This is a genomic window from Kribbella sp. NPDC051587, assembly GCF_044453945.1.
Lineage (GTDB): Bacteria > Actinomycetota > Actinomycetes > Propionibacteriales > Kribbellaceae > Kribbella.
Map to the genome: position 1 here is coordinate 344,428 of NZ_JBITDE010000004.1, position 21,136 is coordinate 365,563.

Genomic DNA, 21,136 nt, shown 5'->3' on the forward strand with positions numbered 1-21,136 from the left:
CCCACATCCGCCGCGCGGGCTACCCGCGAAATCCACCCCCAGTAGTGGTGCCGCCTGGCGGGCGCCCCTCGGGGCTCTCAGGGCAGATCGCCGAAACGGCACAAACCACCCCGCGGCCAACGCCATGCTGGTCGTATGCCCAAGAAGGAGGCACGATTGTGTCCGTGGAACCCCTCAATCCCCGCAGGCTGGACCCTCATCGAGCGGGGCCCTTCACCTTCGCCGACCTCGATGCCGCACCGGACGACGGCGTCCAGCGCGAGCTCGTTGACGGTGCTCTGTTCATGACACCTGCACCGTCGCGAATCCACCAGCGGGCCGTTGCGCGGCTCCTCAGCGCTCTCGATCGAGCTCGCCCCGCCGGGCTGGAGGTCCTCGCCGCACCGTTCGACTACCGGCCGACAGCCGACCGATCAGTTCAACCCGATGTCATGATCTGCGCGCCAGACGACACGAACCCGGCACACGCCGAAAAGCCGCTACTCCTGGCGGTGGAGGTCCTCTCGCCGAGTACGAAGCTTGTTGACCTCCGTCTGAAGCGGAGCGTCTACGAAGAAGCTGGGGTGCGCTCGTACTGGATCCTTGCTCCAGAGAAGGAGACATTGACCGTACTCGAACTGGTCGACGGTGCCTACGTCGAGCGGGACGTTGTTGTCGGCGAAAAGGTGTTCGAGGCCAGGCTGCCCTTCCCCGTGCGGATCGTGCCTGCTGAGCTGCTTGAGCTTTAGCCGTTCAACAGTTCGACGAGTTGTTGTTTGTCGGGGAGGGTTTCGGGGCGGATGATGTCGGCGGTGCGGACGTAGTAGAAGGCTGCGCCTACGGCGTCGAGGGGGAGGTTCATGAGCTCGGCCCAGGCGACTCGGTAGATGGCTAGCTGGAGGGGGTCGGCGGACTCGGAGCGGCTGGTTTTCCAGTCGACGACGTCGTAGCCGCGGGAGCCGTCGGGGCGGACGACCTGGTAGACCGCGTCGATGCGGCCGCGGATGGTGCGGCCGCCGAGGGCCAGGGCGAAGGGGGCTTCGATCTCGTAGGGGGAGGTCTCGCCGTAGGGGCCGGTGCGGAAGGCTTCCATCAGGTCGGTGAGGTCGGTGTCGTCGACGATGTCTTCGTCGGCCGCGCCGGGGAGGTCGTCGGGGTCGATCAGGAGTTGCTGGCCGAAGTAGGACTCGACCCAGGCGTGGAAGCGGGTCCCGAAGCGGGCGGCGCGGTTGGGCTTGCGCGGCATCGGCCGGGCGAGTTCGGAGGCGAGGCCGTCGGGGTCCTTGGCCAGGCGCATCACCTGGGTCGCGGACAACGCGTTCGGCAGCGTCACGTCGTACGCCTTGCGGCTTCGGCTTTCCCTTGCCTCGGACAACAATCTCTCCAGCTCGGAGTCCCAGCGCGCGACCAGCGCCTGCTCGTCGAGCAGGAGCGAATCCTCTGCCTCCGTTGACGGTCCTTCGGCGCGCGCCTGCTGCACGAGCCCGGCCGCCTCCAGCCGTAGCCGGTAGGCATCGGCGTCGAACGCCGCCGGCCAAGGTGCCGTGGTTGCCTCGGCGAGCTCCGGGTTCTCCGTTTCGAGGTCGGGCTGGTCAGCCCAGGCGACGACTCGCTCACCGGCGTGCTTCTTCAAGGTCTCCAGGTATGACGAGGGTCCGCGTGGGCGTTTCTGAGTGGGACCCCACCAGTGACCGGTCGCGACCAGGATCTCCTTCGCGCGGGTGAAGGCGACATACCCGAGGCGGCGTTCCTCGAGTGCGTTCACGTCCTTGCACTCGTCCGCGAACGCCTTCAGCCCGGCGTTCGACAGGTCATGGAAGTCGGGCAGCGTGTCGGCGTCACCTCGCAGTGGCCACGGGAGGACCTTCGCGTTCGTCGTCCACTTGTCCCGGCCGCGATCGGACGGGAACACCTTCTGCACCAGCGTCGGCACGAAGACGATCGGCCACTCCAGCCCCTTGGACCGGTGCGTGGTGAGCAGCTTCACCGAATCCGCCTCACTCGGTACGGCGAGGTCCAGGCCGGCGGCGTACTCCTCCTCGGCCGCGAGGTACGCGAGCAGCCCGTCGAGTGAACCGTCCGACTCGGTCGACACAAAGTTGCCCACGGCATCGAGGAACGCGGCCAGGTGGTCACGGCGGCCTGAGTCGAGGTGATCGGGGGTCGCGGTCAGCTCGACGTCCAAGCCGATCGTCGCGATCACTCGTCGTACCAGGTCGAGGAGGGGTTCGCCGGCGTGCGCCCGCAGGTCGCGCAGCTCGGTCGACAGCTCCTTGAACCGGACCAGCGCCTCGGCCGAATATCCCCACGCCTCGGATCCCGGGTCGTCGACCGCCTCGGCCAGCGAGATGACCTCGGTCGAGTCCATCCCGGCGACGGCCGCGTCGAGCGCGGCAACCAGGTCGTCGGCGGCCGGACGGGCGCCGGTGTCGGCGAGGGAGCGGGAACGATTCGCGAGCAGGGCGAGGTCGCGGTGGCCGATCCGGTACCGCGGTCCGGTGAGGATGCGGAGCATGGCGGCGTTCGCGGTGAGGTCGTTGACGGCCTGCAATGTGGCGACAACATCGACAACCTCGGGCAGGGCGAGCAGTCCACCGAGCCCGACCACCTCGACCGGGACCTTGCGGGAGATCAGCGCTTCGTGGACGGCGCTCAGGTCGACGTTCGTCCGCATCAGGATGCCGATGTCTTTCCAGCGCCGGTTCGGCGTCCGGTGCGCGGCGACGATCGCGTCGGCGACCCACTCGATCTCCTGCGAGCGTGTCTCGAACAGACCAACGGTGATCGCACCCTCCGGCGCATTGTCCGGCGCCTCGAGCGGGATCACGCCCGGATGCGCCTCGTACAGCTCGGCGGCATGCTGGTTGGCCGCGGCGAGGATGCGACTGCCGCAGCGGCGGTTGACGCTCAGCACATACCGCTGGGCCGGCGAACCGTCGCGGTTCGGGAAGTGGTCGGGGAACTCGTCCAGGTTCGCCACCGAGGCACCACGCCAACCGTAGATCGCCTGACACGGATCGCCGACCGCAGTGACGGGGTGACCGCGCCCGGCCGGGCCGGCGAACAGTGCGGTGAGCATCCGACGCTGCGACACCGAAGTGTCCTGATACTCGTCGAGCAGCACCACCTTGTACCGCGCGCGCTCAGCGACCGGAACTTCCGGGCACTCCTCAGCCAGCCGCGCCCCGAGCGCCATCTGGTCGGCGAAGTCCACGACACCGCGTTCGCCCTTGTAGGCCTGGTACTCCTCGACCAACTGCAGGATCTCGCTGCGCTTCAATGCGGTCTCGGCCAGCTTCTTGACCTCAACCGTCTGCTTCCGCGCTGCCGCAACCTCCTGCCGAACAGCCTCGTCATGCTCCCGTACGGCGTCCGCCCGGAGCAGGTGGTCCGCCAGCTCACCGTCAAGCGAGAGCAGGCTGTTGACCAGCGTCGGCACGTGGTGCGACGCGAACCGGATCGGCCCGGCCGATCGCCGGACAACCCGTCCTGCCAACTGGAACCTGGTCGCGTCGGCCAACACTCGCGCGTCCGGTTCGAGCCCGAGCCGCAACCCGTGCTCCGCGATCAACGTGCCCGCGAACGCGTGGTACGTCGAAACCACCGGCTCACCTGGCTCCTCGGGTTCCCAGTTCGGCACGTTGCTGCGCAGGTGCGCGGCCAGAATCGGATGCTGGTCCGGCGGCAACGTCGACCCCAGCACGCCGGCCTTGGTCAGGTCCTCGCGGATCCGCACATCCAACTCATTGGCGGCCTTCTTCGTGAACGTCAGCCCGAGCACTTCCTCCGGCTTCACCTGCCCAGTGCAGATCAGCCACACCACCCGAGCCGCCATCGCCGTCGTCTTCCCCGACCCGGCCCCCGCCACAATCACCCCAGGCGCCAACGGCGCCGTGATCGCCGCCAACTGCTGGTCACTGAACGGAATCCCCAGCAGATCGCACAACTCAGCCGTCGTCTGCAACTTCGCAGCAGTCATCAGACGATCTCCCGGCCTTCGGGTTGGATGGGGCAGAGGGCTCGGGCTTCGCAGCGGGAGCAGCCGTCGTTGCGTTGGGCGGTGAAGGACTCGGTGCGGACCATGTGCTCTGCGTCTTCTACGGCTTCGTCCAGCCAGGTTTTGCCGTCTTCGTCGGGTTCCAGTGGACCTTGGTGCTGGACTTTGGGGAAGCCGCTGTCGTCGTGGCGGAGCTGGACCAGCTCGGCGCCACCGGCGACGGCGTCCTCGCCGGCCTTGGCTACCTGGCGGGAGGCAATGGCTCGTTGGTAGATGGCTAGCTGGACATGGCGGGCCAGTGCCGGCTTGGTGGGGAGGTTGCGGCCGGTCTTGAGGTCGACGACGCGGATGGTGCCTTCGCCGTCGGTTTCGACGCGGTCCATCCGGCCCTTGACGCGGACGGCGGGTTGCTCCGCGTCGGGCAGCAGGACGTCGAACTCCACCTCGGACCCGACCAGCGTCCGCTCGGGGCGGCCCTGGTGCCAGGCGACGAACCGCCGGAGCGCCTGCTCGGCCTCGACGCGCTCGCGGTCGGAGATCCACGCGGATTCGAAGTCCAGTTGGGTCCAGACCTTGTCGAGCCAGAGGTTCAGCTCGTCGGTCGACGGCGGCAAGGCCCCCGTCGCGACGGCATCGGCCAGCGTGTGCAGCACCTGGCCGAACCCGATCGCCGACGTACTGGGGGTTTCACCGCCCGCACGCCGGGTCAGGAACCAGCGCAGTGAGCAGTCCACGATCGTCGTCAGCGCACTCCCCGACAGCGGCACCGGCAGCTCCGGATCCGCGATCGGTCGCTCCGACTTGGTCCGCTCTCGCACACCCCACCAGCGTCCCGGATCAGCGGTCGGCACCAACGGCTGCTCACGGTCGTCAACCGCATCGGCCAACTGCGCCAACCGATCCGCCGCAACCCGCTTCAGCGCGGGCGACGACGCCGGATCCGCCAGCACACACCGCAGATCCGCCACCAGACCAGGCAGCGACAACGGCCGCCGCGGCCGCCCTGCCACCAGCTTCAAAGGAATGTCGAGCTCGGCCAGGAAACGCGACGGCTGATCACCATCCGCCTCAGGCGCCTGCACCGCAGTCACGATCAACCGCTCGCGCGCTCGCGTGATCGCGACATAGAACAGTCGCCGCTCCTCAGCCAGCAACGCCCCGGCAGACAACGGGTCAACCAACCCGTCGCGCCCAAGCCGGTCCGGCTGCAGCAACGACCCACGCCGCCGCAGATCCGGCCACTGCGCCTCTTGCACGCTCGCCACCACGACGAGCCGCCACTGCAGACCCTTCGACCGGTGCGCGGTCATCAGCTGCACACCCGCCTCGCGATACGTCCCGTCGAACCGGTTGTCCCCCGCGATGTCCAGCGACTCGAGCTCGCTCAGGAACGCCGAGACGCCCTTGAACCCGATCTGCTCCTCGGCCCGCCCCGCCGCATCGAACAACGCACACAACGAATCCAGATCCCGGTTCGCCGTCCGCGCCGTCTCACCACCGGAGTGGGCCTGACCGCGCAACCGCCGCAACCACGGCGACTCCGACCACAGCGACCACATCACCTCGTCCGGCGCGGCACCGGCGTTCACGATATTCCTTGCCTTGAGCAACCTCTCCCCCAGCGCCGCGAACCGCGCCTCGGCCGGAGAGGCCTCCTCGTCCAGCAGCAACGGGTTCAGCAGCGCATCGCGCAGCAGCTCATCCGAGGACTTCGGCAACCGCTGACCGTCCGCCGCCTCCCGGTCGCGCCGTCGCAACACTCGCGCCAGCCGCCGCAACTGCCCCGCATCCATCGCCCCCAACGGCGACAACGCCAAAGCCCGTACGACGTCCACCGTCAGCGTGACTGGATCCGCCACCGCTCGCAGCGCCAGCAACATCGGCCGCACAGCAGGCTCGCGCGACAGCGGCAGCTCATCACCAGCAACGTCGACCGGGATCCCCGCAGCCGCGAGCGCCCGGCGCAACGGCGGGATCGAACGACTCCCGGACCGCACGAGCACCGCCATCTCGTGCCACCCGACCCCGTCCTGAACATGCGCCCGGCGCAGCAGGTCGGCGATGTGCTCCAACTCCGCACCACTGGTCGAGTACAGATTCGCCTCGACCTTCCCGGCTCCGTAAACACACGACGACGCGTCGGGGTTCCGGAACCGGTCGAACGTCTCGCGATCCAGCGTCCCCGGCACTCCGAGACGGTTCACGACATTGCGCGACACGCGCTGCAGCGTCGTACCGAATCGTCGCGTGGTCGCCAACGCAATCTGCGGCGCCTCCGCACCCGCAGCCGTCGGGAACTCCTCGGTGAACCGCAGCAGCCCGCGCACGTCGGCACCGCGGAAGGTATAGATCGACTGATCCGGATCACCCACGACGACGAGATCGCGCCCGTCCCCCGCGATCGCCTGCAGCAGCATCGTCTGCCCGGGGTCGGTGTCCTGATACTCGTCGACGAAGACGGCCTTGAACTCCGCGCGCAGCTTGTCCTGGACCGCAGGCTGCTGGGCCAGGATCACCGCGCGGTGGATCAGCTCGGAGTAGTCCAGCACCTGCTCGGCATCGAGGATCTGCAGATACTCCTCGAAGAAGTCACCGACCGCGACCCACTCGGCGCGCTCGGCCGACCGCCCGATCGCGGTCAGGTCCTCGGGGTCGAGCCCGAGCTGGCGGGCCTTGCCGATCACGGCCTGCACCTCGTCGGTGAACCCGCGCGTCTTCAGCGCCGGATGCAGACTGCGCGGCCACTGCACCGCACCGACCTCACGGCTCCCGGACAGCGCCTCGGTCAACCGCAACGACTGCTCCGGACCGGACGGCAACCGCAACGGTACGTCGAACGCGTCGGCCGGCGTGAACCGGCGCAGCAGCGCGTAGCAGAAGGAATGGAAGGTCATCGACGGCATCACGCGTGTCGTCTTGCCGAGCCGTCCGGTGATCCGATCGCGAAGCTCGGTGGCCGCCTTCCGCCCGAAGGTCAGCACGAGCACCTCGTCCGGACTCAGGCCACGGTTCCGCACCCGGTCGACGACAGCCTCCACCAAGGTGGTCGTCTTCCCGGTCCCCGGACCGGCGAGCACGAGCAGCGGCCCACCCGGATGATCGACCACGGCCTGCTGGTCCGCATCCAGGACCGGCGCCTGCGCCGCGCGTCCCTCGGCCCGAACGAGCCGATACCGGGATCCCTGTCTGCTGACCATCGCACCATCCCACCAGACCCCACCGACAGTTCCCGTTCGGGCACCCCGATGCCGCCGATCGTCCCCGAAAAACGGACACCGCAACCTTTCCGGCTACGGTCGCATCATCCGTTGCGTACAACGGTTCCCGAGACGCGACCGGGCCGGTCACCCCAACGACTGGTCCGGTCGCCCGGCACCGGAAGAATCAGTCGGCACGCAACGGATCCCAGCGAACCTCGCGCAGGTTCACGCGCCCGTTCGTCACCCGCACCCCGTCCGAGCGCAGGTTGTGCAACTGCTCGTCGCCCACCTCGTCAGCCGGTACGCCGGAGGCCCGGATCACTCGCCACCACGGCACCCCACCGCCGTACTCGCGCATGATCGCACCCACCTGGCGCGGCCCGCCCTGACCGACGTACTCGGCAATGTCTCCGTACGTCGCGACGCTGCCCGGCGGGATCGACTCCACCGCCCGCAGCACCGCCTCGACGTACTCGTCCCTGTCCACGGGCCCCAACCTAAGCCAACGGAGCCAGCGCCTTCGCGAGCGGCTCGAGGACGGACGGCGATGCGTCCAGCGGCAGGTTGATCACCACGAGGTCGACTCCTGCTTCCCCGTACGCCGCTGCGGCCGCGATCGTGTCATCGAGTGGCCGGTCGGGATCCATCCGGACGTTGACCGAACAGGTGATCTCGTTGACGTCCCGGCCGACCTCCTCGCAGCGCTGCACGAGAACGTCCTTGAGGGGCTTCCACTCCTCCGGATTCGCGACGATGACGTTCCAGTGCTGGGCCCACTTGGCCACCGCTCGTAGAGTCCGCTTCGGGCCCTTGCCGCCGATGGCGATCGGCGGGTGCGGCGTCTGCACGGCCTTCGGCTCGCAGTACGCGTCGGTGAGCTTGATGTACTGCCCGTCGAAGTTCGCCGACTTCTCGGTGAGCAGCGCGATGATCGCCTGCACGCCCTCGTCGAACCGGTCGAAGCGCTCCTTCAACGGATACAGCTCGATCCCGTACGCCGCGGTCTCCATCTCGTTCCAGCCCGCGCCGATGCCGAGCTCCAGCCGGCCGCCGGAGATGATGTCGGTCGTCGCGGCCATGTTCGCCAGCACCGCGGGATGGCGGTAGATCATGCCGGTCACCTGACAGCCCACCCGGATCCGCGACGTCGCCTGGGCCAGTGCGGCCAGCGTCGTCCACGCCTCGAGGTTCGGCCCGGCCATGTCACCGGTGAGTGGGTAGAAGTGGTCCCAGTGCCACGCGGATTCGAAGATCTCCAGCTGGTCCGCGGCGACCCACACATCACGCATCTGCTGCCACGTGGTGTGTTCCGGCCTGGTCTTGACGGCGAATCGCATTCCGGCCTCCAGTCAAACAAGCAAACGCTTCCCGAGCCGACGATAGCTCGCGTGCGGACGGCACGCCGGACAGCGGAGGCGCCACGCCCGGGGTCTCGCCGACACTGAGTACAGGAACGGCAACGAAGAGGGGTCGGGGTGCTGGGGATCCGCCACGGGAACGCTCGAAGTCGCCGGGTCGGACGGGATCGCGGCGGCAACAACGCGTTCGAGTAGTTCCTTCAGCATCCCGACCGGTGGCCGCCCCGCTGCCGCCGATCGATCGGCGACCTAGTCGAGTCCGAGGCGTGCGCGCACCTCGGGCCGGCGTAGCGGCGGCACGGTCTGCGGCGGGACGCGACGGTCGGGCATCTCGGCCAGCAGCTCTTCGGTGATGCGGGCGACCTCGGTCGCCGCGCGCTCGATCGGCCCCCGCGTGGTCGCACTGAGCGAACCGACGCCGGTCACCTTGCGTACGTATTGCAGCGCGGCCGCGTAGATCTCCTCAGGGGTCGCGGCGGGCTCCAGTCCCCGGAGCACAGTGATGTTTCGGCACATGCCCCGACAGTACGTGCTGCCGGGGACAATCAGGCAGAAAACCTACGGGGTATTGACTTCCCTAAGACCATTCGGGTTTCCTCAGGGGATGAGCAACACTGGACTGGACCGCCGGACCCGGCGCCGGCAGGAGACCATCGAGGAGATCCTGACCGCCGCCATCGAGCTGATGGAGGCCGAAGGGGTCGCCTCCCTCAGTCTGTCCGCGGTGGCGCGGCAACTCGGGATGCAACCGCCGTCGCTCTACCAGTATTTCCCGTCCAAGATGGCGATCTACGACGCCCTCTTCCAGCGCGGCGCGGAGTTCTTCCGCGACGCCCGCCGGGCGGCGAACGCGGCGGCGGACACCGACGACATCCGTGAGCTCGACGTGATCGCGGTGACGGCGTTCAGTCGCTGGTGTCTGGAGAACACGGTCTACTCGCAGTTGCTGTTCTGGCGAACCGTTCCGGGGTTCGAACCGAGCCCGGAGGCGTTCGCCCCGGCGCAGGAAACGATCGGCGACCTGCGGCAGCACCTGCAGGCGGGGGTCGACCAGGGACACCTACGGCCGGAGGCCGCGACCGACGAGGGCGTCGCCCTTTACACGTCGATCACGGCCGGCCTGGTCTCGCAGCAGATGGCCAACGAGCCGGAGGCCTCCTTCGAGGACGGCCGCTACGTGCGTCTGCTGCCCACGGTGCTCGACATGTTCTACCAGTACTACGCACCATCAGGGGGACGTCATGACAGCAGTACTAGCGGCTGACATCAGCCGCGCCGACCGCACCACCTGCGCCAAGCACCGCGATGCAGAGCTCCAGCTCTGGCATGAGCTGCTCACATCCATCCACGGCACCGACTGGCAGCGCCGTACGGTCTGTGACGCGTGGGACGTCGCCGACATCGCCGGGCACCTGATCGGACAGGCCGAGGACGTCATCCGGCCACTGTCGTTCCCACGACGGTTCCTGAAGGCCAAGCGTTCCTACCCGAACGCTGCGAAGCTCGACGCACACATGATGGTGCAGGCCGACGAACACCGCGGCACCGAGCCCGCCGTACTGCGCAGCACCTTCGACCGGACGTGGAGCAAGGCCAGCCGCGCGATCACCCGCAACCCCGCACTGATCCGGCGGATCAGCATGTCGATGGACGAGTTCCCGGGGTTCTCACTGAACCTCGGTTACATCCAGGACATCCTGCTCGCCCGGGATCTGTGGATGCATCGCGACGACGTCTGCCAGGCACTCGGCCGACCGTTCGACGCCGGCCCGTACGGCGAGGAGCTGATCGCGCAGGTGATGCGCGACGTGATCGACGGGCCCTTCTGGGGCGACCGTCCGGCCGTGGACTTAGAACTCACCGGCCAGGGAGGTGGGACCTACCGGCTGGGGAGGGGCGAGCCGGTCGGTCACGCCACTGTCGACGCCGTCGGCTACATGCGCACGCTGTCGGGCCGCGACGACAGTCCGGTGGTGTCCGGCGACCCGGCGGCGGTGGTTGCCGTCGCCGGGTGCCGGATGCCGTTCTGACTCAGTACGACGGCTGGCTCGGGTCGATCTGGTCGACCCAGGCGACGACGCCGCCACCGACGTGCACCGCGTCGGAGAAGCCCGCGCCCTTGACGATCGCGAGCACCTCGGCGGAGCGGACACCGGACTTGCAGTGGAAGACCAGCTGCTTGTCCTGCGGGAGCTTCTCGAGGGCGACCCCGGTCTGGAAGTCGGCCTTCGGGATCAGCACCGAGCCCGGGATCCGGTTGATCTCGTACTCGTTCGGCTCGCGGACGTCGATCAGCGCGAAGTCCTTCTCGCCGTTGTCCTTGAGCTTGATCCACTCGCTGAGCTGCTTGACCGAGATGGTCGAACCGACGGCCGCGTCCGCGGCCTCCTCGGTGATCGCGCCGCAGAAGTTCTCGTAGTCGATCAGCTCGGTGACGGTCGGGTTCTCACCGCAGATGGCGCAGTTCGGGTCCTTGCGGACCTTCAGCGCGCGCCAGTTCAGGTCGAGCGCCTCGTAGATGTTGAGCCGGCCCAACGACGGGTCGCCGATGCCGGTCAGCAGCTTGATCGCCTCGGTGACCTGGGCCGCGCCGACCGACGCGCAGAGCACGCCCAGAACGCCACCCTCGGCGCAGGACGGCACCATGCCGGGCGGCGGCGGCTCGGGGTAGAGGCAGCGGTAGCAGGGGCCGTGCTCGGCCCAGAAGACGCTGACCTGGCCGTCGAAGCGGAAGATCGAGCCCCAGACGTACGGCTTGCCGAGCAGCACCGCGGCGTCGTTCACCAGGTAGCGGGTGGCGAAGTTGTCGGTGCCGTCGACGATCAGGTCGTACTGCTCGAAGATCTCGAACACGTTGTCGTTGTCGAGGCGGACCTCGTGCAGCACGACGTTGGTGTTCGGGTTGGTCTCCAGGATCGAGTCCCGGGCCGACTGGGCCTTGGACTTCCCGACGTCGGACTGGCCGTGGATGATCTGGCGCTGCAGGTTCGACTCGTCGACGGTGTCGAACTCGACGATGCCGAGGGTGCCGACCCCGGCCGCGGCCAGGTAGAGCAGGGCGGGGCTGCCCAGACCGCCGGCCCCGATGACCAGGACCTTGGCGTTCTTCAGCCGCTTCTGGCCGGCCATCCCGACCTCGGGAATGATCAGGTGCCGCGAGTACCGGCGGACCTCGTCGATGGTCAGCTCGGCGGCCGGTTCGACCAGCGGTGGCAGTGACACGTGTCGGCTCCTCGGTAACGGGTGCGAGTCTCAGGCTGTCCAGGTTTCAACCGTCGGCCTGCCCTCAATGTTCCCGCACAATGCCGGAGACCCCAGCCCGGGTCCGAATCCCGGGACTGGGGTCTCACCTACTGAATGGCTCAGTCGTTGTCGGTGATCGTCGCGGTCACGGTCACCGGCAGCTTGATCTCACCGCCGTCGACCTGGTCCAGCACCGCCGAGAACGTCTCGGTCGGCTCCTTGACCTTGTCGTCGACGATCGTCACGAGCGCCTCACCGGCGAGCTGACCGGGCTCGACGGCGCCGTCGACGACCCGCGAGCCGGGGTCCCACTCCTCGTTCACGCTCACGTAGTCCTGCTTGAACACCGCGGTGCCGTCCTTCAGCGTCCCGCGGATGCTGACGTACTTGTCGCTCGGCGCGGACAGCTTGAGCGGGAAGGCAGCGTCACCGTTCTTCTCCGCGGTGGTGAGGTTCCCGACCGTCAACGTCGGCGTCGGGTCGTCGTCGATGACCTGTCCCAGGCCGAACGACTTGTCGAGCAGAGCCTCGTGTGGCACGGACAACGTGAGGTTGAACTGCAGGTCGTAGCTGTCCCGCGTGTTCGACTTCACCGGCACGCTGATCTTCTGCTTGACCTGGCCCGGCTTGAAGACCAGCGTGCGCACCACGTCACCCACCGTGGTCCCGAGGTCACCGGAGGTCTCGGCGTACACCGTGACCGGCCGGGTGGCCGCGCGGTTCAGCCGAACGTAGAAGTCGACCGTCTTCGTGCCCGTGTTGCCTTCGGTGATCTTGACGTCCGATGCGGACACCTTCGGCAGCTTCGTCGCCGGTGCCGAGACACCGACGCCTGGCGACGAGAAGGACAGGTCACTCAGGTACACCGTGCCCTTGGCGACCTGGTCGGTCCGCAGCTCGACCGAGCGCACGTCCCTGAGGTCAAGGCCCTTCAGCGAGGACAGTGGGATCCGGACGGTCCGCAGCAGGTTCTTCGGCAGACCGTTCTCTTTCGGGCCAGGCAGTCGCATCAGTGCGTCACTGACCTTCGACACCGGCACCGAGACCGCCTTGCCATGCCCGTCGACCACCCGGACGCTCAGGTCGAGCTTCGCAGCACCCACCGGGTCCGGAGCCGTCCGGAACGACAGCGCAGCAAACTTCCGTACGTCGCGTTGTGCTGCCGGCAGGTTCAACTTCAGTACGCCGGTCTTGTCGCGCCATGACAGTCGCGTGGCCGCCAGGGTCGGCGTACGGGCTGCGAAGTAGGCAGGGTCCCAGTGCGGTGCGTCACCGGAGCCGTCTGTCGACAGACAGGTCGGAGTGGCCGCCTTCGCCTGTGCCAGCTTGGCACCTGCACACACGACCGCAGACGCCTTGCCAGTGAGCGCACCCTTCGGCAGGGCCTGGTCGAAACGGTTCACGTCCCGACGCGATGCCAGCGGCGCCTGTGCGACCACCCGCACCACTGCGCGACCTGCAGACGCCGCACGGGCGTCAGAGCCGTCGAACAGCGGCAGGAACTGCTTCTCGTTGCCCAGGTGCAGCCGGAAGAAGCCCGACAGGTACGCCGTACCGACCGCCTGCTGCTCCTTCGCCTTCAGCCGCCCGGCGTACTTCTCGCCGCACGGAGACGCCTTCGGCTCGCCACCCCAGTCGTCGTTGGACGGCGCCTCGGACTGACCTGGGGTCCACTCGGTGTTGAAGAAGTTGTGGTTGGCACCCAGCACCGTGACCGTGGACCGCGGAGCGGTGTCACCGGTGACGGAGTAGCGGGTGTCGTCGTAGAACTTCTGGCCCTGCAGGTCGGAGACGTCACCGTCACAGGCCGGCAGGATGACGCTCATCGCGACGCCCGGCACTGTGGAGCGGGCGAAGTCCACCGGAGCCAGCGGGAGCACCGCACGGATGCCGTACTGACCACCGCGGTCGGCGTTCACGACGGCAGCGCGGGCAACGCCCTCACCGCCACGCGAGTGACCCATCAGACCGACGTTCTGCAGGTCAACCTTGCCGACGTACTTGCTCCCGAACGGAGCACCACCAACAGTCGACCACTTCTTCCACAGGTCCAGGTGGTCGAGGATCAGCTCGGCCCGCGCCTGCGCACCGGCGTCGTACACGCCGCCGTCGTACGCGTTGATCGCGTTGGAGCTGATCGACACGACCTGGTAGCCGTTGCTGGCCAGGGCCTGCGCCGCACCGTCGTACCCGCGGTAGCTCGGAATCGGCTTGCTGCCCTTGGCACACGGCCAGGGCTTGTCCTGCGGCTCGTTCTCGTCGCCGCCGTAGCAGTACTGGTGGCGGCCGTGCAGGAAGAGCACGAACGGCCGCTTGCCGGTCGCGCCGACCGGTGTGTAGACCTTGCCGACCACCTCGGACTTCTGCCCCAGTCCGGGCAGGAAGACCGCCTCGTCGCCGAGGTTGTACTCCGAGGTCTCGACCTTGAACTTGCCGGGCTTGGCCGGGTCGTCCTTGAGCAGTGCGCCCAGCCGCGGCTTCAGCCAGTAGGCGTCGTTCGGCCCCACCGCTGCCGCACCGCGGCTCTGCGCCTTCTTGGTGTCCTTGACGTCACCGGACCACACCAGCTGGACGTCCTTGGCCTTCAGGACCTCCGGGTCGGTGGTGACCAGGGACAGCGTTCGCTGATCGGGTGCTTGCTTTGCCACTCCGATCGGCTCGCCGTCCACGGCCAGCAGTGGCAGCGCCGAGCGCATCGGCGCCGGCGTTCCCAGCCGCAGTGTGAGCTGGTAGCCGCCGGCCACCTGGCGGACGTCCCAATTGTTGCCTTTGGCAATCTCTGGTGCGGGCTGCGGCGCGGCCGCGGACGCGGCCGGTGCCGACAGCAACCCCACCCCTAGTAGTGCGACCATCCCCAGCGACAGGTGCCTCAATCTGCCGATCTCTCGCACAGTTGTCCTCTCGAGTTTTGACGAAACAGACCACAAAGGTGACTTCGTGGGCGAGAGGAAAGTTGACCTGACCAGCCGCTCGATCACGTCTCAGTCCGGCGACAGCTTCGACTCGATCACGCGATCGGGTCGCGTCAATCGTTGTCCTTGATCGTTCCGGTGCCGGTCAGTGGCAGCTGGATGCCGTCGATCCCGTCCACCGTGTCGATCACCGCGGTGAACGTCTCGGTCGGCTCCTTGACCTTGTCGTCGGTCACGAAGACGGTCAGCTCACCGACCAGTTTCCCCACCTCGATCCCTCCGGTGAGCGTGTGCTCCGGCGGGTCGTACTGCCCGTGGTAGTCCTTGCCGAGGATCGCCGTCCCGTCCTTCCAGACGCCGCCGAAACCGATGTGTTTGTCGCTGGGCGCCGACAACGTGACCGGGAAGTTGACCTTGCCCCTGCCCTCGGCGGTGACGAGATCGCCGAGCACGAACTTCGGCGACGGGTCGTCGTCGAGCACCAGGCCGTGCCCGAAAGCCCTGGTCAGCAAGGCCTCGTGCGGCGCGGACAACACCACCTCGAACTTGATGTCGTAGCTGTCCCGGGTGTTCGCCTTGACCGGCACTCGGAGCGTCTGCCGGACCTGTCCGGGCTTGAAGACCACAGCCTTCGCCACGTCGCTCACCGGCATCACCTCTGCGAACGGAAGGCTGGTCTGGGCGTAGACGACTACGGGCCGGGTCGTCGGCCTGGACAGCCGCACCACGAAGTCGGCGTACGTCGTGCCCTTGTCGCCCTCCTTGACCGTGACGTCGGCCACTGCGACCTTGGGCGTCGTCACAGCCGGAGCGGAGACTCCGATGCCGGCCGACGAGAAGGACAGGTCACTCAGGTACGCCGAGCCCTTCGCCACCCGGTCGGTCCGCAGCTCGACCGTCCGGACGTCACGCAGGTCAACGCCCTTGAGCAACGTCAGCGGGATCCTCACGGTCCGCATCAGGTTCTTGGGCAGTCCGGACGCCTTGTTGCCCGGCAGCCGCACCAGAGAGTCGCTGACCGCAGACACCGGTACGGCGGCCGCCCGTCCACGACCGTCGATCACTCGGACGGTCAGATCGGTGGTCGGCGTACTGGCTGGGTCTGGTGCGGCCCGGAAGGACAGAGCGGCGTACCGACGCACGTCACGTTGTGCACTGGGCAGACTGAGACGCAGTACGCCGGTCTTGTCGGTCCAGGACAGTTTGGTGACGGCGAGGGTGGGCGCTTGCGAGGCAAACGCCGCCAGGTCCCAGTGCGGCGCATCACCAGAGCCGTCGGTCGCCAGACAGGCGTTCTTACCCGTCTCACCGACACAGATCGCCGCAGTGGCCTTACCGGTCACAGCACCCTTCGGAAGCGCCTTGTCGAACGCGGTCACGTCACGCCGGGAAGCCAACGGGGCTTGGGCTACCACGCGCACTACAGCCTTCCCAGCGGACGCCGAACGCGTGTCAGAGCCGTCGAACAGTGGCAGGAACTGCTTCTCGTGGCCGAGCTGCAGACGGAAGAAACCAGCCACGTACGCCGTACCGACCGCCTGCTGCTCCTTTGCCTTCAACCGGCCGGCGTAGTTGGAGTCACACGGCGCACCGTTGCCCTCGCCACCCCAGTCGTCATTGGACGGCGCTACGGACTGGCCTGGTGTCCACTCGGTGTTGAAGAAGTTGTGGTTCGCCCCGAGCACGGTGACCGTGGAGCGGGCGGCGCCATCGCCAGTAACGGAGTTTCTGGTGTCGTCGTAGTACTTCTGGCCCTGCAGGTCGGACACGTCACCGTCGCAGTACGGGAGCACCACGCTCATCGCCACCCCCGGTACGGCGGAGCGAGCGAAGTCGACCGGTGCCAGCGGCAGTACGGCGCGGATGCCGTACTGGCCACCGCGGTCCGCGTTCACCACCGCAGCTCGCGCGACACCCTCACCGCCACGCGAGTGACCCATCAAACCGACGTTCTGCAGGTCCACCTTGCCGACGTACTTGCTCCCGAACGGACCACCGCCGACGGTCGACCACTTCTTCCAGAGGGCGAGGTGGTCGAGGATCAGCTCGGCCCGGGCCTGCGCGCCGGCGTCGTACACGTCGAAGTCGTAGGCGTTGATCGCGTTGGAGCTGATCGAGACGACCTGGTAGCCGTTGCTCGCGAGGGCCTGCGCGGGACCGTCGTACCCGCGGTAGCTGGGCACCGACTTGGAGCCCTTCGGGCAGGGCCATGGCTTGTCGCCGGCGCCTTCGCCGTAGCAGGACTCGTGCCGGCCGTGCAGGAAGACCACCAGCGGACGCTTGCCGACGGCACCGACGGGTGTGTAGACCTTGCCGAGCAGCTCGGACTTCTGTCCCAGTCCGGGCAGGAAGACCGCCTCGTCACCGAGGTTGTACTCCGAGGTCTCGACCTTGTAGCTGCCCGTCTTGCCCGGGTCGTCCTTCAACAGTGGGCCCTTGCGCGCCTTCAGCCAGTAGGCGTCCGTCGGTCCACCGGCCAGCGCACGGGCGCTCCTGCTCTGGTCCCCCGGCCACGCGAGCTGTACGTCGTGGGCGTCCGCAGCCGCCTTGTCGGTCGTGACCAGAGTCAGCGTCCGGCCGTCCGCGGATTGGCGGGCCACTCCGACCGGCTTCCCGTTCACAGCGAGCAGCGGCTGGGACGCACGCATCGGTACCGATGCGTCGAGGTGCAGGGTGACCCGGTAGCCGGCCGGCACCTTCTGCACGTCCCACTGCTTGCCCTGCACAACAGCGGGAGCGTCCGCGTGGGCGGTCAGCGGCGCGACCGCCAGCACAGTGGCCAGCCCCAAGGTGATACTCCCGAGAACCCGCACGGTCTTCCTCTCGTCGACGGACAGCTCTCCATGAGATAGCCCGAGCGAGCGAAAGGTTGATCGACTTACTGCCTTCGATCTGATTCCAAATTCGGCTCAGTTACGCGATCAGCTCCCGGAACGCACTGGCCACCTGCTCCGGGTGCTCCATCTGGGCGACGTGACCGGACCTCGGCAGGTACAGCAACCGCGCGTCCGGGAACGTCCGCTGCGCCTTCGTCCGGATGCGCGCGTCGACCAGGCGGTCGCGGCCGCCGTACACGAGCAGGACTGGGCATTGGACGCTTGCGGCGTCTGCCCACAGCGACCGGCGCGGTGGTGTCAGTGACGAGCGCAGGATGCTCTTGGCGGCGTCAGTGGTCGCCTGCATGTTCCAGGGGTCAGTGTCCCGCCGGTGCAGCTCCGCCTCGTAGTTGGCGCGCACCTCGGGCGGCAGGGCGCGGGGGTCGCCGAAGACCATCGAGAGCGACGCCTGGAAGCGCCGGTCGAACGGCAGTCGCTGAGCTCGCTGCAGAACCACCGGTCCGATCCGCGGCGTGGCCAGCGCGGTGAACCACAGTGCGCTGGCCGACACTCGCGGGTGCGGCAGCGCTGGCGACACCAGCGTCAGCGACGCGACCAGATCCGGCCGCCGCGCGGCCAGAGCAACCGATGCGGCGCCACCCATCGAGTTACCGAAGACGTGCGCCGGCTGGTCGAACTGACCCTCCAGCAGCTCGACCAGTACGTCGGCCTGCTCCGAGATCCCGGCCGGACCGGCCAGCGGCGTCAACCCGAACCCGGGCAGGTCGGGAGCGATCCCCCGCACCGTGTCGTTCAGCAGCAGTCCGAGCGCGGTCCAGTTCAACGACGAGCCGCCCATGCCGTGCACATAGAGCGCGGGCGGAAGCTCCGCCGCCGCGTCCGGCACGTCTCTGACCAGCAGGTCCACGCCTGCGACCGGCACCTGACGGGCCGGCCATTCCTGTGTCGCCAACGGCACGTCAGTGCCGGTTACTGCCCCGTAACTCTCCACGCTTCCCATGGTAGGACCCCGTCAGCCGCAAGACTTGCGACCCATGAAGCGCAGAGTCCCCAAACCGCTACTGATCGTGCTGCTCGTAGTGGTCCTCGCGTATCCGGCCTTCCAGGTGTTCCTGTTCGGCTACACCGGCCTCCGGATGCTCATCGCGAGCCAGGAGACCCACGAGGTCGTCTACAAGGTCACCGGCACGGCGAAGCAACCGGACATCAGCTACGTCCGGGACGGTCACCAGGACTCCGCCGATGTGAAACGCGCCGCGCTGCCGTGGGAGAGCCAGAAGCTCAAGACCAAGGGGAGCAGCCAGCTGTTCTCCGTCAGCGCACTCCAGCAGCTCGACGACAACGGGTCGACCAGATGCGAGATCTGGATGGACGGCAAGCTCGTCGACAGCAAGGACTCGGCGGCGACCGGCCTCAGCGTGCACTGCATGTACCTGCCCTAGGTGGAGACTGGGAGGTATGGCAGCAGCTTCGCAGCAGGTGACTACCGAGGTTGATGGGCAGACTCTGAAGCTCACGAACCTCGGCAAGGTGCTGTATCCACAGACTGGGTTCACCAAGGCCGAGGTGATCGACTACTACCACCAGGTCGCCGCACTGTTGCTGCCACACCTGTCGGACCGGCCGTTGACCCGGAAGCGGTGGCCGGACGGCACAGAGGCGTCGTACTTCTTCGAGAAGAACGCACCACGCGGTACGCCGTCCTGGGTGCGGACCGAGACGTTGCCGACCCCCGGTAGCTCGACTGGACGGGACGAGGCCGACTTCGTGGTCGCGGACGACGTACAGACCGTGGTGTGGCTCGCGAACCTGGCTGCGCTCGAGCTGCACGTGCCGCAGTGGCGGATCGGTCTGTCGGACGGCGGCAAGGACCCGCAGGCCGACCTGATCGTGTTCGACCTCGACCCGGGACCGGGAGCGACCATCGTGGAGTGCTGCGACGTGGCGCTGGCCCTGCGTGAGCTGCTCGGTCACTACGGGCTGGAGGGCTGGCCAAAGACATCTGGCAACAAAGGCATGCACTTGTACGTGCCGATCGAGCCGGCGTCGTCCCGTCGTACCAGTGCGTTCGCCAAGCAGCTGGCCGAGCAGCTGGCTGAGGCCCTGCCTGAGGACGTCACGGCGAACATGACCAAGGCGCTCCGGCCGAACAAGGTCTTCATCGACTGGAGCCAGAACGCCAGCGCGAAGACCACGCTGGCGCCGTACTCGCTGCGGGGCTCCGACGAGCCGCGGGTCTCCACCCCGATCGACTGGGACGAGGTGGCGGCCACGACCACTCCGGAGGAGCTCAAGTTCCTCCCGCACGAGGTCCTGGCCCGGATCGAGGAGTACGGCGACGTGCTGGCCGAGCTGTACGACGATCCGCGTCCGCTGCCGTCCTGAACCGGGGTCAGAACGCGGGGAAGCTACTGACCGGGAGGACCGGTGGGTAGGATTCGGCCTACGACCCGGTGGCGCGACGTGCCACCGGTGCCGCACCACCGAAGGAGCCGACGTGTCGACGACACCGGAGACCGCACCGAAACGCGGCAGCCGCCTGCCCCGGCTGGCCCGCCGCGCGCAACTGCTCGAGGCGGCCCAGGAGGTCTTCGTCGCGAACGGGTACCACGCCGCCGCGATGGATGACATCGCCGAGCGAGCGGGCGTCTCCAAGCCCGTCCTGTACCAGCACTTCCCAGGCAAGCTCGAGCTGTACCTCGCGCTGCTGGACACCTCCTGCGAGGCGATCGTCGCCGCGGTGCACGACGCGCTGAAGTCGACGGACGACAACAAGCTGCGGGTCGCGGCCACCATCCACGCGTTCTACGACTACGTGGCGAACGCGCAGGGTGCGTTCCGGCTGGTGTTCGAGTCGGACCTGACCAACGAGCCGGCGGTCCGCGAGCGGGTCGACCGCGTCACCCACGCCTGCGCCGAGGCCGTGTCCGAGGTGATCAGTGCGGACGCCGGTCTGAACCGTGAGCAGTCCATGGTGCTGGCCGTCAGCCTGGTCGGCATGGCTCAGGTCAGTGCGCGCTACTGGCTGGCCTCGGCCGACCAGTCGCTCCTGGGACAGGAGCAGGCCGCCGACATGGTCGCCTCACTCGCGTGGCGGGGCATCCGCGGCTTCCCGCGCACCGACGGCTGACCGCACCACGCCGTACGGCGGATGTTCTGCTCTCGGCGGACGGGTGAGAGACCCGGGTCGGCACCGGATAGGCTCGAAGCGTCACCGGCGAGAGCCGCCGGTCGGAACGTGCCCGGAGGGTTTCGTGGAGGTCAAGATCGGCGTGCAACACGTCAATCGCGAGTTGGTGCTCGAGAGTGAGCAGAGCCCGGACGAGGTACAGGCGCAGGTGTCGGACGCGCTCAGCGGCAAGAGCAATCTGCTGGAGCTGACCGACGACAAGGGCCGCCGGATCCTGGTCCCGGCCGACCGGCTCGCCTATGTCGAGATCGGTGAGGTCTCGATCCGGAAGGTCGGCTTCGGCGCGATCTGATCCCGTTCCGGACACGTCTGCGCGTGTCCGGGTTCCGGAATCCGGTTCGGTGGGCACCATGTGCGGTGAGACCTGCGTCGTAGTGGTCTGGTAGCTACGGGGCGCCGCCCAGACGCAGGTCCATCAGC

Annotated in this window: 16 protein-coding genes; 7 read left to right on the top strand and 9 right to left on the bottom strand. The window is 67.9% G+C overall.

What is annotated here, in order from left to right; genetic code table 11:
• The first annotated feature begins 164 nt into the window (after positions 1-164).
• Positions 165-728 carry a Uma2 family endonuclease gene (locus tag ACIA49_RS17310; protein WP_396378162.1) on the top strand — a complete coding sequence of 188 codons (564 nt, stop codon included), beginning with the start codon at positions 165-167 and terminating at the stop codon, positions 726-728.
• Here ACIA49_RS17310 and ACIA49_RS17315 read toward each other — a convergent pair.
• From ACIA49_RS17315 to ACIA49_RS17335, 5 genes are all read right to left on the bottom strand, one after another.
• On the bottom strand, positions 725-3,958 hold the full coding sequence (locus ACIA49_RS17315; protein WP_396378163.1) for a UvrD-helicase domain-containing protein: 3,234 nt from the start codon (positions 3,956-3,958) through the stop codon (positions 725-727). The two genes, ACIA49_RS17310 and ACIA49_RS17315, sit on opposite strands and share 4 nt — an antisense overlap.
• Complete coding sequence (locus tag ACIA49_RS17320) at positions 3,958-7,173, bottom strand: ATP-dependent helicase (RefSeq protein ID WP_396378164.1); 3,216 nt, start codon at positions 7,171-7,173, stop codon at positions 3,958-3,960. The genes ACIA49_RS17315 and ACIA49_RS17320 overlap by 1 nt, the downstream gene beginning before the upstream one ends.
• A gap of 187 nt (positions 7,174-7,360) precedes the next feature.
• Positions 7,361-7,663, bottom strand: a complete 303-nt coding sequence (locus tag ACIA49_RS17325; RefSeq protein ID WP_396378165.1) for an MGMT family protein — start codon at positions 7,661-7,663, stop codon at positions 7,361-7,363.
• A 10-nt stretch (positions 7,664-7,673) separates the two neighbouring features.
• Positions 7,674-8,513 carry a TIGR03560 family F420-dependent LLM class oxidoreductase gene (locus ACIA49_RS17330; protein WP_396378166.1) on the bottom strand — a complete coding sequence of 280 codons (840 nt, stop codon included), beginning with the start codon at positions 8,511-8,513 and terminating at the stop codon, positions 7,674-7,676.
• A gap of 270 nt (positions 8,514-8,783) precedes the next feature.
• Positions 8,784-9,050: a DUF2277 domain-containing protein gene (locus ACIA49_RS17335; RefSeq protein WP_396378167.1), complete on the bottom strand. Its 267-nt coding sequence runs from the start codon at positions 9,048-9,050 to the stop codon at positions 8,784-8,786.
• Positions 9,051-9,138: 88 nt separating this feature from the next.
• On the opposite strand from ACIA49_RS17335, the gene ACIA49_RS17340 reads away from it, so the two are divergent.
• Both ACIA49_RS17340 and ACIA49_RS17345 read left to right on the top strand, forming a co-directional pair.
• Positions 9,139-9,798: a TetR/AcrR family transcriptional regulator gene (locus tag ACIA49_RS17340; protein ID WP_396378168.1), complete on the top strand. Its 660-nt coding sequence runs from the start codon at positions 9,139-9,141 to the stop codon at positions 9,796-9,798.
• Entirely contained in the window at positions 9,776-10,564 is a 789-nt protein-coding gene (locus ACIA49_RS17345; protein WP_396378169.1) for a maleylpyruvate isomerase family mycothiol-dependent enzyme, read from the top strand. The genes ACIA49_RS17340 and ACIA49_RS17345 overlap by 23 nt, the downstream gene beginning before the upstream one ends.
• Before the next feature lies 1 nt (position 10,565).
• On the opposite strand, the gene moeZ is transcribed toward ACIA49_RS17345, so the two are convergent.
• The 4 genes from moeZ to ACIA49_RS17365 all read right to left on the bottom strand — a co-directional run bounded on the left by moeZ (position 10,566) and on the right by ACIA49_RS17365 (position 18,517).
• A complete protein-coding gene (gene moeZ, locus ACIA49_RS17350; RefSeq protein WP_396378170.1) occupies positions 10,566-11,756 on the bottom strand; it encodes an adenylyltransferase/sulfurtransferase MoeZ in 1,191 nt (396 codons plus the stop codon).
• Positions 11,757-11,896: 140 nt separating this feature from the next.
• Complete coding sequence (locus ACIA49_RS17355; RefSeq protein WP_396378171.1) at positions 11,897-14,650, bottom strand: Calx-beta domain-containing protein; 2,754 nt, start codon at positions 14,648-14,650, stop codon at positions 11,897-11,899.
• Between the two features lie 152 nt (positions 14,651-14,802).
• A complete protein-coding gene (locus ACIA49_RS17360; protein WP_396378172.1) occupies positions 14,803-17,502 on the bottom strand; it encodes a Calx-beta domain-containing protein in 2,700 nt (899 codons plus the stop codon).
• 100 nt (positions 17,503-17,602) lie between these two features.
• The gene (locus ACIA49_RS17365; RefSeq protein ID WP_396378173.1) at positions 17,603-18,517 is read right to left on the bottom strand and encodes an alpha/beta fold hydrolase; all 915 of its coding nucleotides are present in this window, start codon (positions 18,515-18,517) and stop codon (positions 17,603-17,605) included.
• A gap of 43 nt (positions 18,518-18,560) precedes the next feature.
• Here ACIA49_RS17365 and ACIA49_RS17370 point away from each other — a divergent pair, with 43 nt between their 5' ends.
• The 4 genes from ACIA49_RS17370 to ACIA49_RS17385 all read left to right on the top strand — a co-directional run bounded on the left by ACIA49_RS17370 (position 18,561) and on the right by ACIA49_RS17385 (position 21,008).
• Entirely contained in the window at positions 18,561-18,968 is a 408-nt protein-coding gene (locus tag ACIA49_RS17370) for an MmpS family transport accessory protein (RefSeq protein ID WP_396378174.1), read from the top strand.
• Between the two features lie 16 nt (positions 18,969-18,984).
• Positions 18,985-19,911 carry a non-homologous end-joining DNA ligase gene (gene ligD, locus ACIA49_RS17375; RefSeq protein WP_396378175.1) on the top strand — a complete coding sequence of 309 codons (927 nt, stop codon included), beginning with the start codon at positions 18,985-18,987 and terminating at the stop codon, positions 19,909-19,911.
• A 112-nt stretch (positions 19,912-20,023) separates the two neighbouring features.
• A complete protein-coding gene (locus ACIA49_RS17380; RefSeq protein ID WP_391547631.1) occupies positions 20,024-20,656 on the top strand; it encodes a TetR/AcrR family transcriptional regulator in 633 nt (210 codons plus the stop codon).
• Positions 20,657-20,780: 124 nt separating this feature from the next.
• Positions 20,781-21,008 carry a DUF3107 domain-containing protein gene (locus tag ACIA49_RS17385; protein WP_396378176.1) on the top strand — a complete coding sequence of 76 codons (228 nt, stop codon included), beginning with the start codon at positions 20,781-20,783 and terminating at the stop codon, positions 21,006-21,008.
• Positions 21,009-21,136: the final 128 nt, after the last annotated feature.

Coding starts and splice junctions, on each gene's coding strand:
- ACIA49_RS17335 (WP_396378167.1), bottom strand. CDS start 9,050: ATGTGCCGAAACATCACTGTGCTCCGGGGACTGGAGCCCGCCGCGACC.
- ACIA49_RS17370 (WP_396378174.1), top strand. CDS start 18,561: ATGAAGCGCAGAGTCCCCAAACCGCTACTGATCGTGCTGCTCGTAGTG.
- ACIA49_RS17345 (WP_396378169.1), top strand. CDS start 9,776: ATGACAGCAGTACTAGCGGCTGACATCAGCCGCGCCGACCGCACCACC.
- ACIA49_RS17320 (WP_396378164.1), bottom strand. CDS start 7,173: ATGGTCAGCAGACAGGGATCCCGGTATCGGCTCGTTCGGGCCGAGGGA.
- ligD (WP_396378175.1), top strand. CDS start 18,985: ATGGCAGCAGCTTCGCAGCAGGTGACTACCGAGGTTGATGGGCAGACT.
- ACIA49_RS17315 (WP_396378163.1), bottom strand. CDS start 3,958: ATGACTGCTGCGAAGTTGCAGACGACGGCTGAGTTGTGCGATCTGCTG.
- ACIA49_RS17330 (WP_396378166.1), bottom strand. CDS start 8,513: ATGCGATTCGCCGTCAAGACCAGGCCGGAACACACCACGTGGCAGCAG.
- ACIA49_RS17340 (WP_396378168.1), top strand. CDS start 9,139: ATGAGCAACACTGGACTGGACCGCCGGACCCGGCGCCGGCAGGAGACC.